Source organism: Aestuarium sp. (genome assembly GCF_023253315.1).
In the GTDB taxonomy this organism is placed as follows: domain Bacteria; phylum Pseudomonadota; class Alphaproteobacteria; order Rhodobacterales; family Rhodobacteraceae; genus Marivivens; species Marivivens donghaensis.
In genome coordinates, this window is record NZ_JALRGW010000015.1 from 371 (window position 1) to 17,659 (window position 17,289).

At 57.7% G+C, this 17,289-nt stretch carries 16 protein-coding genes; 4 read left to right on the forward strand and 12 right to left on the reverse strand.

From position 1 onward, the window contains the following. Window positions 1-1,935, forward strand: a 1,935-nt coding sequence (gene uvrB, locus AC1QQ2_RS08945; RefSeq protein WP_479712876.1) for an excinuclease ABC subunit UvrB, incomplete at its 5' end; no start/stop codon positions are given. A gap of 151 nt (window positions 1,936-2,086) precedes the next feature. On the opposite strand, the gene AC1QQ2_RS08950 is transcribed toward uvrB, so the two are convergent. The 4 genes from AC1QQ2_RS08950 to AC1QQ2_RS08965 all read right to left on the reverse strand — a co-directional run bounded on the left by AC1QQ2_RS08950 (window position 2,087) and on the right by AC1QQ2_RS08965 (window position 7,063). Further along, complete coding sequence (locus AC1QQ2_RS08950; RefSeq protein ID WP_105234165.1) at window positions 2,087-2,494, reverse strand: universal stress protein; 408 nt, start codon at window positions 2,492-2,494, stop codon at window positions 2,087-2,089. A 72-nt stretch (window positions 2,495-2,566) separates the two neighbouring features. Then, entirely contained in the window at window positions 2,567-4,855 is a 2,289-nt protein-coding gene (locus tag AC1QQ2_RS08955) for a glycosyl hydrolase family 28-related protein (protein WP_479712877.1), read from the reverse strand. 82 nt (window positions 4,856-4,937) lie between these two features. Beyond that, the gene (locus tag AC1QQ2_RS08960; RefSeq protein ID WP_479712878.1) at window positions 4,938-5,336 is read right to left on the reverse strand and encodes a DUF4864 domain-containing protein; all 399 of its coding nucleotides are present in this window, start codon (window positions 5,334-5,336) and stop codon (window positions 4,938-4,940) included. Between the two features lie 149 nt (window positions 5,337-5,485). Then, a complete protein-coding gene (locus AC1QQ2_RS08965) occupies window positions 5,486-7,063 on the reverse strand; it encodes a lysine--tRNA ligase (protein ID WP_479712879.1) in 1,578 nt (525 codons plus the stop codon). Between the two features lie 113 nt (window positions 7,064-7,176). On the opposite strand from AC1QQ2_RS08965, the gene AC1QQ2_RS08970 reads away from it, so the two are divergent. Then, window positions 7,177-7,596: a tellurite resistance TerB family protein gene (locus AC1QQ2_RS08970; protein WP_479712880.1), complete on the forward strand. Its 420-nt coding sequence runs from the start codon at window positions 7,177-7,179 to the stop codon at window positions 7,594-7,596. On the opposite strand, the gene dacB is transcribed toward AC1QQ2_RS08970, so the two are convergent. Genes dacB through mgrA form a run of 3 tightly spaced genes read right to left on the reverse strand, consistent with a single transcriptional unit; the run spans window position 7,593 to window position 10,770 of the window. Beyond that, window positions 7,593-9,080: a D-alanyl-D-alanine carboxypeptidase/D-alanyl-D-alanine endopeptidase gene (gene dacB, locus AC1QQ2_RS08975; RefSeq protein ID WP_479712881.1), complete on the reverse strand. Its 1,488-nt coding sequence runs from the start codon at window positions 9,078-9,080 to the stop codon at window positions 7,593-7,595. The two genes, AC1QQ2_RS08970 and dacB, sit on opposite strands and share 4 nt — an antisense overlap. Next, window positions 9,077-9,694: a nicotinate-nucleotide adenylyltransferase gene (locus AC1QQ2_RS08980; protein ID WP_479712882.1), complete on the reverse strand. Its 618-nt coding sequence runs from the start codon at window positions 9,692-9,694 to the stop codon at window positions 9,077-9,079. The genes dacB and AC1QQ2_RS08980 overlap by 4 nt, the downstream gene beginning before the upstream one ends. Window positions 9,695-9,741: 47 nt before the next feature. Continuing rightward, window positions 9,742-10,770, reverse strand: a complete 1,029-nt coding sequence (mgrA, locus tag AC1QQ2_RS08985) for an L-glyceraldehyde 3-phosphate reductase (protein ID WP_105234169.1) — start codon at window positions 10,768-10,770, stop codon at window positions 9,742-9,744. Window positions 10,771-10,903: 133 nt separating this feature from the next. Here mgrA and ettA point away from each other — a divergent pair, with 133 nt between their 5' ends. Both ettA and AC1QQ2_RS08995 read left to right on the forward strand, forming a co-directional pair. Beyond that, window positions 10,904-12,559, forward strand: coding sequence for an energy-dependent translational throttle protein EttA (gene ettA, locus AC1QQ2_RS08990; protein ID WP_105234170.1), 1,656 nt, complete (start codon window positions 10,904-10,906; stop codon window positions 12,557-12,559). Window positions 12,560-12,620: 61 nt separating this feature from the next. Then, entirely contained in the window at window positions 12,621-12,806 is a 186-nt protein-coding gene (locus tag AC1QQ2_RS08995) for a hypothetical protein (RefSeq protein WP_479712883.1), read from the forward strand. Here the strand turns inward: AC1QQ2_RS08995 and AC1QQ2_RS09000 are convergent. The 5 genes from AC1QQ2_RS09000 to AC1QQ2_RS09020 form a co-directional block, all read right to left on the reverse strand. Beyond that, window positions 12,800-13,993, reverse strand: a complete 1,194-nt coding sequence (locus AC1QQ2_RS09000) for a TCR/Tet family MFS transporter (protein ID WP_479712884.1) — start codon at window positions 13,991-13,993, stop codon at window positions 12,800-12,802. The genes AC1QQ2_RS08995 and AC1QQ2_RS09000 overlap by 7 nt on opposite strands. 41 nt (window positions 13,994-14,034) lie before the next feature. Further along, window positions 14,035-14,754, reverse strand: coding sequence for a lyase family protein (locus AC1QQ2_RS09005; RefSeq protein ID WP_479712885.1), 720 nt, complete (start codon window positions 14,752-14,754; stop codon window positions 14,035-14,037). Continuing rightward, window positions 14,754-15,554, reverse strand: a complete 801-nt coding sequence (pcaD, locus tag AC1QQ2_RS09010; protein WP_438985984.1) for a 3-oxoadipate enol-lactonase — start codon at window positions 15,552-15,554, stop codon at window positions 14,754-14,756. The genes AC1QQ2_RS09005 and pcaD overlap by 1 nt, the downstream gene beginning before the upstream one ends. 73 nt (window positions 15,555-15,627) lie before the next feature. Next, window positions 15,628-16,458 (reverse strand): alpha/beta fold hydrolase, encoded by an 831-nt coding sequence (locus AC1QQ2_RS09015; RefSeq protein ID WP_479712886.1) that lies wholly within the window; start codon window positions 16,456-16,458, stop codon window positions 15,628-15,630. Continuing rightward, window positions 16,458-17,132 (reverse strand): haloacid dehalogenase type II, encoded by a 675-nt coding sequence (locus AC1QQ2_RS09020; protein ID WP_245918105.1) that lies wholly within the window; start codon window positions 17,130-17,132, stop codon window positions 16,458-16,460. Before AC1QQ2_RS09020 ends, AC1QQ2_RS09015 begins: the two co-directional genes overlap by 1 nt. Window positions 17,133-17,289 lie beyond the last annotated feature (157 nt).

Sequence of the window (17,289 nt, forward strand, 5' to 3'; positions counted from 1 at the left end):
CTCGCCCCGAACAAGACGCTCGCCGCGCAGCTATATGGGGAATTCAAAGGGTTCTTCCCCGACAACGCCGTCGAATATTTCGTGTCCTACTACGACTACTACCAGCCCGAAGCCTATGTGCCGCGGTCGGACACCTACATCGAAAAAGAGAGCCAGATTAACGAACAGATCGACCGTATGCGCCACTCGGCGACGCGGGCACTGTTGGAGCGGGACGATGTGATCATCGTGGCGTCGGTTTCGTGTATCTACGGTATCGGTTCGGTCGAAACCTATTCGGCCATGACGCAGGACCTGTTCGCGGGCAAAATGTATGACCAGCGTCAGGTGATGGCGGATCTCGTGGCGCAACAATATCGGCGCAATGATGCGGCATTCCAGCGGGGATGTTTCCGTGTGCGTGGTGACAGCCTAGAGATCTGGCCTGCCCACTTGGATGATCGGGCATGGCGGCTGTCGTTCTTTGGCGAAGAGCTTGAGGTTATTCACGAATTTGACCCGCTGACGGGCGAGAAGACCGATACCTTTGACAAGGTGCGTATCTACGCGAACAGCCACTACGTGACCCCGCGCCCAACGATGCAGCAGGCGATCAAGGGTATCAAAGAGGAACTTCAAGTCCGCCTGAAGCAATTGCAGGACGAAGGGAAATTGCTGGAGGCGCAGCGCCTTGAGCAGCGAACGAACTTTGACCTCGAGATGCTCGAAGCGACGGGCGTCTGCAACGGCATCGAAAACTATTCACGGTATCTGACGGGTCGTGCCCCGGGTGAGCCGCCGCCAACGCTGTTCGAATTTATCCCTGACAACGCGATCGTTTTTGCCGACGAAAGCCACGTGTCCGTGCCGCAGATTGGCGGCATGTATAAGGGCGACTACCGTCGTAAATTTACGTTGGCAGAACATGGGTTCCGCCTGCCGTCCTGTATGGATAACCGCCCACTCAAGTTTGAAGAATGGGACGCGATGCGTCCGCAGTCGATCTATGTGTCGGCAACGCCAGCCTCTTGGGAGCTGGAACAAACGGGTGGTGTGTTTACCGAACAGATCATTCGTCCGACCGGCCTCCTCGACCCTGTCGTCGAAATCCGTCCTGTTGAGATGCAGGTCGATGACCTCTTGGACGAGGTGCGCAAGGTCGCGGCCCAAGGTTATCGGACGCTCTGCACCACGCTGACCAAACGCATGGCCGAAGACCTGACCGAATACATGCACGAACAGGGTATCCGCGTGCGCTACATGCACTCGGACATTGATACGATTGAGCGGATCGAAATCCTGCGTGACCTGCGTTTGGGTGCCTTTGACGTGCTGATCGGGATCAACCTCTTGCGCGAGGGTCTCGATATCCCTGAATGCGGATTGGTTGCGATCCTCGATGCGGACAAAGAGGGCTTCTTGCGTTCTGAAACCTCGCTGATCCAGACCATCGGTCGTGCGGCGCGAAACGCCGAAGGCCGCGTGATTATGTATGCGGATCGGATAACTGGGTCGATGGAGCGGGCGCTGGGCGAAACAGAACGCCGCCGTGCCCGCCAGATGGCCTATAACAAAGAACACGGGATCACCCCGCAGACGGTCAAAAAGAACGTCGAGGATATCCTTGCAGGCCTCTACAAAGGTGACACCGATCAATCACGCGTCACGGCTACGGTCGACAAACCGCTCCACGGTGGGAACCTTGAGGCCGTTCTGGAAGGTCTTCGCAACGATATGCGTAAGGCCGCTGAAAACCTTGAATTCGAGGAAGCCGCCCGTCTGCGCGATGAAGTCAAACGGCTAGAGACGGTCGATCTGGTGATTTCCGACGATCCATTGGCCCGACAGTCCGCAGTCGACGATGCGGTCGAGGAAAGCCGTAAGGCATCAGGTCGGTCATCCGCTGGCCGCGCGGGGCAGCGTGGCGGTAACAAACGCAGTCGTAAATCGCGTTAGATAAACGGCACCAACGGCACGCCACCACAAGCGGCGAGAAGTGTCAGGGTGATCAGTGCAAGGGTGATGCGCATGGTGTGTCTCCTCGTTTGCGTTCAGAGAACACGAAGTTTGGCCACGAGGAAACCCGTGGCCAAATGTTTTTCAATGATCAGCGCATGACGTGCACAGCGCATTGCGCATGACGCACAACCCGCGCTGCGGTCGAGCCGATCAGATAATCGCCAAGACCCGGATGGTGCGAGGCCATGACGATCAGGTCAACGCCGTGCTCTTCGGCCCAGTCGAGGATGGTGCGGCCAGCGTGACCATCAACCACCCACACTTCGGCGTTGGGGATGTCCGCTGCTCTTTCCTGTAGGTCATTGCGGATGGCTTCGCGGCTTTCTGCGCGAAAGTCATCAGGCATGTAGGAAATCGCGTAGCTAGGCACTTCTTCGAGGACGTGGATCAGGCTGATCCGCGCATCTGGTTCAGCGAGAGCCTTAGCGATCGGAAAGGGATCGAGGTGATCATAACCCGCGTCAAATGAGACCGGCACAAGGATGTGTTTGTACATAGCAGACTCCTGTTTATGACCCCTACCAACCACGCGCACAGAGTCGCCGCATTGATCCAGATCACCCTTTGATCAAAGGGGTTTGTCCATGCGGGCCTTCACCCAGACCTTGCCTTTGACCGCCGAGGGCCAGACCAGTCGGACTTGGCTCTGCGCGGTGCCATATGATGCGTCGATCCAAGGGCTAACGAACTGCGTTGCGTTCGAGGCGTTGGTGATCGCACCATTCGGCGTGCAGCTTTCCACCGTGCGGGACCGTCCGCCAAACGGCAGGAGAGGGGCCGTATCGACGACCCAAGCAGAGCTTGCCGTATCTTGGCTATGTTCGATCATCGCGGGGTTTTCAACTTCCTCTTGGACGCCATTAAACGTGTTACCTTGGAACAGGACATTCCGCATCCGCCCGTAGTCGAGATCGGCAAAGGTGGTGTCAACTTTTTCGACCCGCTGGATACTGCCATTGAGCACGCGGAAGGTGTTCCCCGTCACGGATAGCCCGTGGATGTAGTGGTTGGGACCGTAGGGTTTGATGACGATGTAATTGAACCAATCGGCCACATCGTTGGCGGTAAAGATATTGCCTGTGATCGTAAGGCCCCCAAACGAATACTGTTGCCCCAAGGCGGGCGTTTCGTCGTGTTCATTAGTCCATTCGATAAAGTTGTTATCGATGTAATTACCCGTGATCACCGACTTTGCGTTCGGCGTGGTAAAGATGATCCCGCCCTTGCGCACACCATCCGTTTCGCCATCCCCGTGGAACCAGTGGTTGCCGACGATCAGGTTACCAGTCCCAGCCAAGAGGCAGAAATGTTTGAACCGCACAACGCGGCAATCGCGGATTTTCACGTCGTTGGCGTTTGCGTTGAACCCGATTGTGGTGCGGTTGCTGACGGGTTGATCCATCTCGTTCGATAGGAACTGGCAACGGTCGATGGTCAGGCCCTGACAAGCCCCACCGACAGAGGTGATCCCGCGGTCTTTGGGTTTGGTCATGCGGCAGTCGCGGAGTTGGAAAATGCTGCCCTCAATAGCCAGCATCACGCCGCTGGCATTGCCCTGACAGTTAAAATCCACCCCGTCGATGATGAAGTTCGAAATGCTCTCGAACCCCGAAAAATCGAGCAGGTATTGGAACCGCGTAAAGGTAAAGACCTGCGTCCCCTCGGCATCATAGAGCGGTTGGTTGAGTGTGATGGTTTGCGCGGCGATATTGCGGTCTTTGACGTAGATTTCGCGGCCGACCCCGTTGCCCGTGATGTGCGCCCCAATAGGGATATTGGCCACATTCACCACATTCGTCAGTTGCCGCGAATTGGCCGCCGAATAGGTTGCCTGCGATGTGACTGTGACATCGTCCCAATTGGCAGAGCTATTCGCTTGAAGCTGACCATTTCGGATCACACGGCGGCTGGCGTAGGTGGTTTTGGTGCCCTCGGCGGCCTGCATGTCTACGGGGCCGCTCAATTGAATCCGCCGTCCGCAAAGGTCGAGCGAGTCATGATCCACGTTGTTCAAAAGCGCCTGAAATGCCTTGCGAAAGGCGACCTCTTCGTCGGGGAAGGCATCGTTATAGGTCGCAAAGTCAAAGTTCTTTTGCAGGACGAGCCGTTTGTCGTCGGGCATCACAACCGAGCCAGAGAAATGGATCTGGTTCTCGATGGTCACATGGTTGGCGAGGTAAAACACGCCATCAGAGACGAGCACCTCACGTCCCCGCGCATCGGCATCGGCGGCTTCAAACGCGGCACTATCGTCGGTGACGCCATCCCCCACGGCCCCGTAATCGCGCACATTGACAAAGCCGATCATGTCGCGGATGTAGACGTTGGTGATGTCCTCGATCACGATGTCATCGACGCGGACCACGCCGCCCGTGCCGTTCACGATGTCGATGCCAAAGTGACCGTAGATCGCGTTCGGCCAGACCATATCGACGCCACCACGCGGACCTGTGCCGACAATCGCGCTGATTTCTGTCACCTCGCCATAGGCGCTCAGCGTTACGTCTGGACCCGTCTCGGTCAGACCCGCCACGTGGTTACCACCCGCGCCACCAGCCCAACCCGCAATGCGCACAGTGGGCAGCGGGCCAGAGATCGCCTTAACCCGTGCGGTGATGCGCAGATAGCACCCCGGTAGTATGGTCGTTTGCCCGATGTATCGCAGCTTTTGCAGCGCAGAGGTCGATAGAATTTCGATGCAGCCGTCAAAATGCTGATCGGCGGGCACATAGACGCCTTGTCCTGATCCGTCGTAGGTGTCCGATCCTGGGGTGCCGTCCCCGCTCGACCAAACAGAAAGACCGAGCGCAAATTCAGGCGGCATAAAGACCAGACCGTCGGTGATAGCTTTGTTCATGATGACCTCTTTCATTCCAGCTTTGCGCTAGAAATATCAGGTCAGTTTGAACATCTGCTTAGACCACCGTGACGGTGCCCCCTTAGACGCTTGGGGCGGGGGACGGGACGAGATCGACGCCATCGATGCGCCAGCCGTCTTCGGTCTCAATCATGTAGTATTCGAGGATATGGATCGCCCCTCGGGTGTCCGTGACCATGACCCGCTGGACCCAACGATCCGCTTTGGGCGAAAGGCCCAAGAACCTTCGGTCACTGTTATCCCAGACCATCGGGTAGCCGAATTCGACCATGTGTCCAAAGTTCCGAGGGCTGTTGAATAACCGTTGGATCATCGGGCTTGCAAATTGGAACGCTTGTTCGACATCCCGCGCGGTGAAAGCGTCCAACTGTCCTGTGATTGTCGTTTCAATCGCGGGGCGGTCTTGGGCTGTTGCGGGAATGGCCAGCAGGCTCAGAAGCAAAATTGCCGTTCTCATCATGGCGTATCCTCCATATCGAAAGATACGCGCGAAACATGGATTTGGTTCAGAACGGAGATTGGGGTGACCCTGAAAAGCAGTCGCTTTGAGATGGTCGACTAGGAGATCATGGGCGGTCGATGCGCCCATGATCTAATTTGTTCAAGACGTTAGCCGAGGTTACCGGCCAAACCGTCTTCGATCAGCTTGATGCTTTCTTCAACGCCGTAGAGCGCGATGAAACCACCGAAACGCGGACCTTGGGATGCGCCCAAGAGCACCTCGTAGAGGGCCTTGAACCAATCGCGGAGGTTCTCGAACTCGTGGTCCTTACCAACGGCAAAGACCATCGACTGCAGTTCTTCGGCATCCAGCCCACCGTCCCAAGCCTTGAGGCGAGTAACCATATCCTCCATGGCAGCGCGTTCTTGATCGTTCGGCGCGCGGTAGGTTTTCTCGGGCTTCACGAAGTCCTGATAGTAGCGCACGGCAAAGCCTGCGGCCTGATCCAGATCGGGGTGCGACTCTGGGCCCGCGTCGGGTGCGTAGCGCTGAATAAAGCCCCACATTGCGCCCTTGTCCTCTGCGCCCGAAACAGACGCGAGGTTGAGCAGCATGGAGAACGGAACGACCATGTTGGACTGCGGAACGTTGCCGTTGTGAATGTGGTAGACGGGGTTCGCCAGCTGACCTTTGGCATCCTGACCGTGGTAGGCGTTCAGCTGCTGGTGATATTCGTCCATCATCTTTGGGATCACGTCAAAGTGCAGGCGCTTTGCGGTCTTGGGCTTCAGGAACATGAAGTAGGACAGCGATTCCGTCGAGGCATAGGTCAGCCATTCGTCGATGGAGATACCGTTGCCTTTGGACTTCGAAATCTTTTCACCGTTCGCATCGAGGAATAGCTCATACACCATGTGGTTCGGCTTTTTCGCGCCGAGGATTTCCGAGATGCGGTCGTAGATGTTGGTGTTGGTGGAGTGGTCCTTACCATACATCTCAAAGTCTACGCCAAGCGCAGCCCAGCGTGCGCCAAAGTCCGGCTTCCACTGGAGTTTCACATTGCCGCCCGTGACAGGCAGTGTCCACTCTTTGCCTGCCTCGTCGTCAAAGGTGATCGTGTAGTTTTCGCGGTTCACTTCCTTCATCGGCACGTAGAGAACGCGGCCTGTTTCAGGGTGGATCGGAAGGAAGATCGAATAGGTCGCCTGACGTTCGTCGCGCAGCGAGGCCAGCATCACTTTCATGATGTCGTCGTATTTATCGACAGCACGTTTCAGGACTTCGTCGAACTGGCCCGATTTGTAGAATTCGGTCGCCGAATAGAACTCATACTCGAACCCAAAGGTATCGAGGAAACGGCGCAGCATCGCGTTGTTGTGGTGACCGAAGGATTCGAATTCACCGAACGGATCTGGCACCGAAGTCAGCGGCTTTTGCTCGTGGTCTTTGAGCATGTCCTGATTGGGGACGTTGGTCGGAACCTTGCGCATCCCGTCGAGGTCGTCCGAGAAACAGATCAGACGGGTCGGGATGTCCGAAATTTGGTGGAATGCGTTGCGGATCATCGTGGTCCGCAGAACTTCGCCAAAGGTGCCGATATGCGGCAGACCCGACGGCCCGTATCCTGTCTCAAACAGAACGTATCCCTTTTCCGGCGGCGCCTTTTCATAGCGTTTGAGTAGGGCGCGGGCTTCTTCAAAGGGCCATGCCTTGCTCTCCATCGCTACTGCGCGCACGTCGGTCATTGTGATACTCTCAGATTTATGGCCCGCCCCCATGGCAGGTCTCAAGCGCACTCCCTATTGCGACAGCGCCATGTCGTCAATAAATGAAGGGGTGTAACACGATGGAGACGACAATGATCGAAGACGCCCCAATGACCGCTCAGGACGCACTGGTTGCCCTGATGATTGCCGTTTCCGCAAGCGACGCCGACATCCGCACCGCGGAATTGGTGCGGATCAACAATATGATCAACCATTTGCCAGTATTCGCAGAATTCGATGAAATCCGTCTGCCGCGCTTGTCTCAGACCGTGTTTGATCTATTGGAACAAGAAGACGGATTGGACGCCTTGTTCGGCCTGATCCGCGATGCATTGCCTGAAAAACTATTTGAAACGGCCTATGCGTTGTCTTGCGATGTTGCGGCAGCAGACGGTCGGATTGAAGGCGCCGAAGCACGTATGCTGGAAGAAATTCGCCACGAGCTGAATATCGACCGCCTGCATGCCGCGGCAATCGAACGTGGTGCGCGTGCGCGTCATATGACGATCTAATAGCGGCCCCAGCGTTTCAGTAGCACTTGTTGCAGCGCCTTGGCGCGGTGGTTCCATCCGACCGCGCCCGCTGGCACATCGTCGAGGCTACCTTCGGCGGCTATGCGTTCTCCGAGGTTGGCCGAGAAAATCGCGAATGCCAGTTCGCGACCAGTTTCTGTGTGGATGTATCCCGCAAGCGTAGAGACAAAGTTCAACGTGCCCGTTTTCGCCTCGACTTTGATCGGGGTTTCCATCGGGCGACCGTTTTCATCCTTGATCGGAATGGACTTCAGTAACGGTCGAAGTTGCGCCTCGACCCCATCGGTTGTCAGGAATTTCACCATCTGCGCCGCGCTCACCTTCGAATCGCTTCCAAGGCCAGAGTGATCTTCGACGGCGATCCGTGCCCCCGTGCGCTGGGCGATCCAATCGCACATGTGCTGTGCGGATTGGTGCTGGTCCTCAACGTCTCCAGTAAGGCGGGCGCTGGCGGTCAGGCCAATCGCCTCGGCCGTGAGGTTGGTCGAGTATTTGAGGCAATCGCGCACAACAGTGGTCAGCGGTTCGCTGCTATGGGTCACGAGTATTTCGCCACGCGGAGCACGGCTACGTTTCGTCGGCGCGGGCAGGGTGATGCCGTGGCTGCTGGCAAAACTGCGGAACACATCACCCGCGTAGAGCGCGGGTTGCCGAACGGGGAGCCAACGAGAACCGTCGTTCCCCAAGGCACGCCGCGCAACCGTCCAGTCATCGACTTCGCCATCGGCGTCGTAGGTGTAAACAGGCAGATCACGATCTACGACCCGCATCCGTGCCATATGCACTTCGGGGCGGTACAGTTCGCTTCGGGCGTCTAGGCTGACGCGATAGTCCCCCGCCGTCCGCGCCCATTCAAAATACACGCGGTTAAAGTTCAGGTTCAGCCCAGACACCGCAGGGTTATAGCCCAGATGGTCAAGCTGGTCTGGGTCGATTTCATTGATGTAGGGCAGGGCGCCGTTCCAGACCTCGAACCCGCCGCGCACTTCGCGCAGGCCCGTCGCTGCAAGCCCCTCTGCCATCGCAGCGAGGTCATCCGTAACCAAGGTCGGATCGCCACCGCCAGCCAAGATAAGCGTGCCATCCAGCACCCCATCGGTGATCGTGCCCTCAGCGCGAAGAGTGGTCCTGAATTGGTAATGCGGCCCGAGCGCCTCTAGCCCGTAAACCGATGTCAGGGTTTTCGCCACGCTCGCAGGGGGCAGAGGCACATGCGCCGATCCACGTTCGATGATCTCGCCTGTTTGGGCGTCCGCAATGACAAAGCCTGTGGTTCCGCCCAATCGGGCCTCGGCGATCAGGTCTTCGACCTCTGGACGAGTCGCGGGGCGCGGGGCGGGTGGCCAAAAAGCTGGTCGTTCGGTCGGACGGGGTGACTGCGTAGGTGCGCCAGCCAAGGCGATAGACGCGCTAGACGATAAGAGGCCGATCAGGGCGGCGCGGCGTGTTAGTCGAACCGTCATGCGCCTGCCTTGCCGTGATCCCATTCGCCCTTATCGCGGATCGCGGTGCTCGATGCATGAGAGAGCGGGTGGTTCACATAGCACCACGCGGGCGCGTCGTGGGAGCCAAGCACAGTAGACGCGCGGGGATCCAATTGCGCCCCCCTGAACATCCGCGCCATTTTCGATGTCCGCGCCTGAACGCCATACCCCGGACGGGCGACGACCCCGATAGGCACCGAATTGGCGATCTGTTTCCAGCTCTGCCAGCGATCAAACTGCGACAGGTTATCGGCCCCCATCAGCCAAACAAACCGCACGCCGCGATAGCGTTGTTGCAGGGCTGCGATGGTTTCGGCTGTGTAGCGCGTGCCGAGCCGTTCTTCGATGCCCGTGACGATAACACGCGGGTCATTGATGACCTTGCGGGCACGTTCAATGCGCAGGTCCAGTGGTGCTGGGCCGCGCTCTTTTAACGGGTTCCCCGGAGAGACGAGCCACCACACGCGGTGCAGTCCGAAACGGCGCAAGGCCACGCGGGTGATATGGGCATGGCCTTCGTGGGCGGGGTCGAATGACCCGCCCAAAAGGCCGATCACCTGACCGGCTTGCGCGACTGGAAACCTCTGATCCATGGCTGACCAGAAACCGTGTGGCGGCTGAAAAGTAAAGCCGCTGTTTGTTATTCCAGCTCTGACGACCGCGCCCAGAGGTTGATCTGTTCCTCATTTGCATAGGTGTCGATCAGCGCCAGTTCATCGGCGGTGAAATCGAGGTTCCCGATCGCGCCGCAGCAATCCACGACCTGCGAGGCCTTGGACGCACCGATCAACGCCGTCGTCACCCGACCACCGCGCAGCACCCACGCAATCGCCATTTGGGCGAGCGTTTGACCACGGCCCTCTGCGATTTCGTTGAGCTTGCGGATGTTGTTCAGAACACGTTCGTCCAGAACATTCGGATCGAGACTCTTGCCCTGAACAGCACGGCCTTCGGTGACACCGCCGAGGTATTTGTTCGTCAGCATCCCTTGGGCCAGCGGAGTGAATGCAATCGACCCAACGCCGAGGTCATCCAATGTATCCAGCAGGCCGTCATGTTCGACCCAGCGGTTTAGCATGTTGTAGCTGGGCTGATGGATCAACAGCGGCACGCCCATGTCACGCAGGATCGCGGCAGCTTCGCGGCTGCGTTGCGAATTGTAAGACGAGATGCCGATATAGAGCGCCTTGCCCGACCGCCAGATATGCTCCAGCGCGCCCATTGTCTCTTCGAGCGGGGTTTCGGGGTCAAAGCGGTGCGAATAGAAGATATCGACGTAGTCCAGACCCATCCGTTTCAGCGATTGGTCACAAGATGCGATCAGATACTTGCGGCTTCCCCATTCGCCGTAGGGGCCAGGCCACATGTCATAGCCCGCTTTGGACGAAATAATCAGTTCGTCACGATAGCCCGCGAAGTCGGTCTTTAGGATTTCGCCAAAGGCTTCTTCTGCAGAGCCTGCGGGTGGGCCGTAGTTGTTCGCCAAATCGAAATGCGTGATGCCGAGGTCAAAGGCCGTCTGGCAGATATCGCGCTTTGTTTGATGTGGTGTGTCATGTCCGAAATTGTGCCAAAGGCCGAGCGAGATCGCGGGCAGTTTCAGGCCAGAATTTCCGCACTTGCGGTAGACCATTTTCGAATAACGGTCCTCGGCTGGTGTGTATGTCATGTCATCCTCCCTCGTGTTGGCGCTAACTTGATCGGAAAGATGATATTGAGCAAGCGGATTGCAAGCCGCGCCGCATTGCCCCTCGTCGCCATGATCGCTATCTAGGGCCAAACCAGATTCAGAGGATCACCCAATGGCCAGCTACCAGTTTGTCTATTTCATGGACGGCGTGTCCAAGACCTACCCAGGCGGGAAGAAGGTCTTTGAGAACATCCGTCTCAACTTCCTTCCCGGCGTTAAAATCGGTGTTGTCGGTGTCAACGGCGCCGGTAAATCGTCGCTTCTTAAAATTATGGCTGGCTGGGACAAGGATTTCTCGGGCGAGGCATGGGCCGCAGAAGGCGCAAAGGTCGGCTACCTGCCGCAGGAACCGCAACTCGATGAAACGCTGTCTGTGCGTGACAACGTGATGTTGGGTGTGGCTGCGAAAAAGGCCATTCTGGACCGTTATAACGAACTCGCGATGAACTACTCGGACGAGACCGCCGACGAAATGGCGCGTCTTCAGGACGAGATCGACAGCCAGAACCTCTGGGACCTCGACAGCCAAGTGGACGTGTCGATGGAAGCACTGCGCTGCCCGCCAGATGACGCGATGCCTGCGAACCTCTCGGGCGGTGAACGTCGCCGTGTGGCGCTGTGTAAACTTCTGCTCGAAGCACCTGATATGCTTCTGCTCGACGAACCGACCAACCACCTCGACGCTGAAACCATTGCGTGGCTCCAGAAGCACTTGATCGAATACAAAGGCACGATCCTCTGCGTTACCCACGACCGTTACTTCCTCGACGATATCACGGGGTGGATTCTCGAACTCGACCGTGGTCAGGGCATCCCTTACGAAGGCAACTACTCCAGCTGGCTCGAACAGAAAGCCAAACGTCTGGAGCAGGAAGCCCGCGAAGACAAATCCAAGCAGAAAACGCTGGAACGCGAACTTGAGTGGATGCGTCAGGGTCAGAAAGCCCGTCAGGCAAAACAGAAAGCACGTATCAACGCCTATAACGAACTGGCTGAACAGTCAGAGCGTGAAAAGGTCGGTCGCGCCCAGATCGTTATCCCGAACGGCCCCCGTCTGGGCGGCAAGGTGATCGAGGTCTCTGGTCTGAAAAAGGCGATGGGCGATAAGCTGTTGATCGAAGACCTGTCGTTCGACCTGCCGCCGGGTGGTATCGTGGGCGTCATCGGTCCGAACGGCGCTGGTAAATCGACCCTGTTCAAAATGCTCACAGGTCAGGAACAGCCAGACGAGGGCTCTATCGCTCTCGGGGATACCGTGAAACTGTCCTACGTTGACCAGTCGCGTGACGACCTCGACCCGAACGCGACTGTATGGGAAGCAATCTCGGGCGGTGCAGAACTAATCGCGCTGGGCGATGCCGAAGTGAACTCGCGCGCCTATTGTTCGTCGTTCAACTTCAAAGGCGGCGACCAACAGAAGAAAGTCGGACTGCTGTCGGGCGGTGAACGCAACCGTGTTCACATGGCGCGCCTGCTCAAAGAAGGCGGCAACGTTCTTCTTCTCGACGAACCGACCAACGACCTTGACGTTGAAACCCTCCGTGCTCTCGAAGACGCGCTGACCGATTTCGCGGGCTGCGCCGTTGTCATCTCGCACGACCGTTTCTTCCTCGACCGTATTTGTACCCACATCCTCGCCTTCGAGGGTGAGGCACATGTCGAATGGTTCCAAGGTAACTTTGAGGACTATGAAGAAGACAAGAAACGTCGTCTCGGTGCCGATGCATTAGAACCGAAGCGCCTGAAATACAAAAAGTTCTCGCGCTAATACGATCCAGGCAAAGCCGCAGCCCCGCGCTGCGGCTTTTTCATTCTCAAGGAACAAAGCCTTGTCCGCAGCACTCATCCTCTTTTTCTCGACCTTTGGCGCAGTCAGTGCGGCCCTGTCGGTCTGGCTCTTTGGCGCGGGTATTGGTGTGGCTGCATTGCTCTACGCAGCCATTGGATTAGGCATCCCAGCGGCAATTGTAATCATTCGCCATTCGGGTGAGGATTGCGGCCCTGACGATCAGTGATCCGATTTGGTCGTGACAAAGATCACAACGCATCCCGCAACCAATACCGCTGACAACACAAACGGTGCACCTGGGAGGTAGCCCCAGCCACCCGACGTGAAGGCCCAGAAAATCCAGGTCATGATCAGTGGTGAAATCGCCATGCCGACCGCGTTGATGGATTGGACGACGCCTTGCAATTCGCCTTGCTGGTTGTCGGGGGTGGCGCGGGACATGATGCCTTGGATCGTCGGCCCAGAGATAGAGCCAAGCGCCATCACAGGCGTCAGCGCGAGAACCATCCAGCCGTTGTCGACAAAGACCACGAGCAGCATCCCAACAATATCGACGATAAAGCCTGCGAGCACTGTTTTACGATCCCCAAGTATGCGGAGGATCGGGCGGATCAGGACGGCTTGGACCACGGCCATCGAAATACCGAAGGCGGCGAGCGATAGGCCGATCATCGTCGGGTCCCAGCCGAATTTCTCTTTGCCTAAATAGGCCCAGATTGCAGGGTAGACGAAATGCGCGACGCTAAAGACAAAGATGATCAAGAGCATGGGCGATTGGCCAGGAAGTGACCCAATCGCACGGAACGCTGACAAGGGGTTTGCGCGTTTGATATCAAAGCTTCGGCGGTTTTCTTTTGAAACAGTCTCTGGCAGCACGAATAGCCCAAAGACAAAGTTGGCCGCGGCAAAGATCGCGGCAGCATAGAACGGCGCACGCGTGCCGAGGTCAGCGAGGAACCCGCCAATCATCGGCCCCACGACAAAGCCCACGCCAAAGGCAGCACCGATCAGGCCAAAGTTCGCGGCTTTTTCTTCAGGTTTTGAAATGTCGGCCATATAGGCGCCTGCGGTGGTGTGGGTTGCACCTGTGATGCCGCCGATAATCCGTCCGACCAGCAGCAGCCAAATCGTCCCCGCCACGGCCATCAGCATGTAGTCCATCGCCATGATCACAAGCGCGATCAGCAGGACTGGCCGACGGCCAAAGCTGTCAGAGATATTGCCGATCAGTGGTCCAAAGAGGAACTGCATCGCGGCAAAGACGGCGGTCAGGATGCCGCCCCAAAACGCCGCGTTGCCAACATCGCCGCCGTGGATCTCTTGGATCAGGTCGGGCATGACGGGCATGATGATGCCGATACCCATCGCATCAAGCAGGACTGTGATCAGGATGAAAACGATAGGTAAGCGCATGTCAGGCTCCAATTAGCCTGACAGGAGTTAAACCATCGGGTTCACTTTGCAAGTGTGTTTAACCTACCTAGCGCAAGCGCCATTTGTGGGAGGCACATGCGACGGGTCAGTCGCTCTGCGTCTGTGTCGCGTGCGGATTGGAGGCTGTGGTTCAGGCCGGTGATCAGGGCAACCAGTGCAGAAGCGAGTGGCGATGTGGCGGCTAACTGTTGAGCGGTCGTAACCATCCAGTCCGCAAAATCGGCAAAAGCCACATCAGTGTCAGCGTCAGCGAGGCCAAGGTTCAGGCCCTTTGCCAAATCTTCGTCCGCGATGTGGCTGACCTTTAGCCGCGCAGCGAGCGGGGCAAGGGCGTCGGGCGCACCCAGACGTTCTGACATGATCGTCAGGAACTGACGGAGGCGGAGCGCTTGGGCCGTGTCCTCGATCTGCGCCATGGTCGCACCTTCGCCAACGTGCGGTGCGAATTCTGGCGCCTGCATCATTTCTCGGAAATACTGGATGACAGGGGCCACGGGATCGCCGTCAACGGCGACACCCTTGGCCAGACCCGACGGGTCGATCTGCAGTTCGAGCGAGGCACGGTGGATAGCCTTTGCCGCGATATCAGGAACCTCACCCCGTTCACCGCGAACCTTTGCCAAGGTGCCCAGCACGATCATGATAGCACGCACTTCGGCTGTATCAGTAAAGAGCGCAGCCGTTTCGCGGTCAAAGAGGGCGTCGCGCCAGATTGCGCTGTCAAAGGGGGATGCGGTCATCAGATATGGCCCGTGTCTTTCATGAATTGCGTTAGGAGCGCGGTATACTCTTCCGGCTTTTCAACACAAGGCAGGTGTCCTGCTTTGCGGATGATCTCGAATTTGGAACCGGGGATCACGTCTATGGTTTCGCGTACCAGATCGGCAGGGGTCGACCCGTCATCAGACCCCGCGATGCCTAGCGTGGGGCAGCGAAGCCCGCTGGTGGGCGTGTAGAAATCCGTGCCTGAAATCGCAGCGCAGCACCCGCAATATCCCTCGACCGAGGTTGCGCAGACCATATCGCGCCACGGTGTCACGGCAGGCGAATTGCGAAAATCGCGGGTGAACCATTTCTGCATGATCCCATCGACCAAGGCCTCTAGACCCTTGGTGCGGACGGTATCAATGCGGTCTTGCCAGAGTTTCGGCATGCCGATCTTTGCGGCGGTATTCGATAGAACGAGCGTGCGGATGATGTCGAACCGTTTGACTGCCAAGCCTTGGGCAATCATGCCGCCAATCGACAGACCAACGAACATCGCATCGCGCACGTTCAACGCGTCACAGACGGCCTCTGTATCGGAAATCAGCGCACCCATTGTATAGGGCGCCTCAGGAGCCGAGGACTTCCCGTGCCCACGTTTGTCCATCCTCACGATCCGCAAGCCTTCGGGCAAGAGCGGCAGAACGGCGTCCCACAGATGAAGGTTGGTGCCGAGAGAGTTGGCAAACACAACGGTCGGTGCAGCAGGATCATCGACCCCGTCAACACGTGCGTAGAGGGTCACATCGCCCCGTTGGATGAAATGTTCGGACATGGTCGCCTCCTCGGTTTCCCCGATACATGCGGCGGGTTCCGCCGAAAGGCAACCTTTAGACCTAGATCAGACGCTAGGCTTGGGTGTCCTTCACAGCTGAGAGCCAAACCCGCAGGGCTTCAATGGCTTCTGGTTCGTCCAAAAACGGCACGTGACCACGATCTGGCACCTCGGCGCGGATCATGTCGGGGCGGCGCTTTGACATTTCGTCAGCCGTCTCGAGCGAGAGCAAATCGCTGTTCATCCCACGGATCAGCGCAATCGGCAGTCCGTCGAGCGCGTCGAAAAACGGCCAAAGCGATGGGGCGTTGTTGTCTGCCGCGTTGAAAGTATCGCGTAGCTTTGGGTCATAACGAATGACGAGCCCATCGGCGGTCTGTTCGTAGTGGGCACGAACCTCGGCCAACCAACGCTCCATCGGGACGTTCTTAAAATGCACCCAGTTGCGGTCGCGGAATTGGGCGGCCTCTTCGTAGGTTTTTTGCGCGGGATTGCGGCCAACGTAGGCGCTGATGATATCCAGCCCTTGGGTGTCGATCACGGGGCCAATGTCATTGAGCGCAACGCCCAGCAGTCGGTCCTTGGCGGTTGCTGCCAGAACCATTCCAATAATCCCACCGCGCGATGTGCCGATGATCGCAGCCTTTTCCAGCCCCAGATGATCCATAAGGGCCAGAATGTCCTGCGCCTCGTGCGGCACGGAATAGGTGTCCGACGATGCCCAGTCCGATTTCCCCCGACCGCGATAATCAGGCCGAATGAGTCTGATCCCGTCCAGCAGCGGTGCGATGTGGTCGAAATCAGCCGCGTTGCGCGTTAGGCCTGCCAGCGCGAGGACGGGCAGCCCTTCGCCTTCGTCGAGGTAATGCAGTCGGGTTCCGTCGGGGGCGCTGTAATAGGGCATTAGATCAGGTCCGGGATCGTACTGAGGTCTGTGAGTACCCATTCCGGCGCGGCATAGAGCCGATCCATCGGGTCGCCATTACGGTTCACCCAAGCGGTGCGATAGCCAAATTTCGATGCCCCCGCCGCGTCCCAGCCGTTCGACGAGACAAAGAGGACTTCGTTCCGTTCGCAGACAAAACGGCTCTCGACCATTTCGTAAACGAGGTCATGCGGTTTATAGACGCCCACCGTTTCGACCGACAAAACATCGTCGAGAAGATCAGACAGGCCTGCCGATTTCACCGCCGCATCCAGCATCGCGGGCGATCCGTTCGACAGGATCGCAGTGTTCATCCCGCGCTCTTTCAGCGTGGCGAGCATTTTGGGCACTTCGGGATAGGCGCTCAGTTCCCAATAGAGCGCCAAAAGACGTTCGCGGAGGGCGGCATCGTCGAGGCCAGAAGCCTCCATCGCCCAATCCAGACCGTCACCCGTGACCTGCCAGAAATCAACGTGTTGGCGGGCCACAGCGCGGAGCCATGAATATTCCAACTGCTTGCGGCGCCAATTTGCGGCCAGTGTCGGCCAGACTTGCGCCAGTGCCTCCTGTCCGGGTTCTGCGGCAGCTTCCCGTGCTGCGGCAGCGACGTCGAACAATGTGCCATAGGCATCAAAAATACAGGTGTTGATCAATGTGGGTCCTCCATCCTGTCGCGCAGAGTGACCAACTCTGAGCGGAAGAACAAGGGTGCCGTTTGCAATCCAGCCATGCATTCCATAGGGTGTCCCCCGAATCCCAGAGCACCCGCAGAGTGCGGCCTCTTTCATTCTTTCCCTGACAGACCGGAGA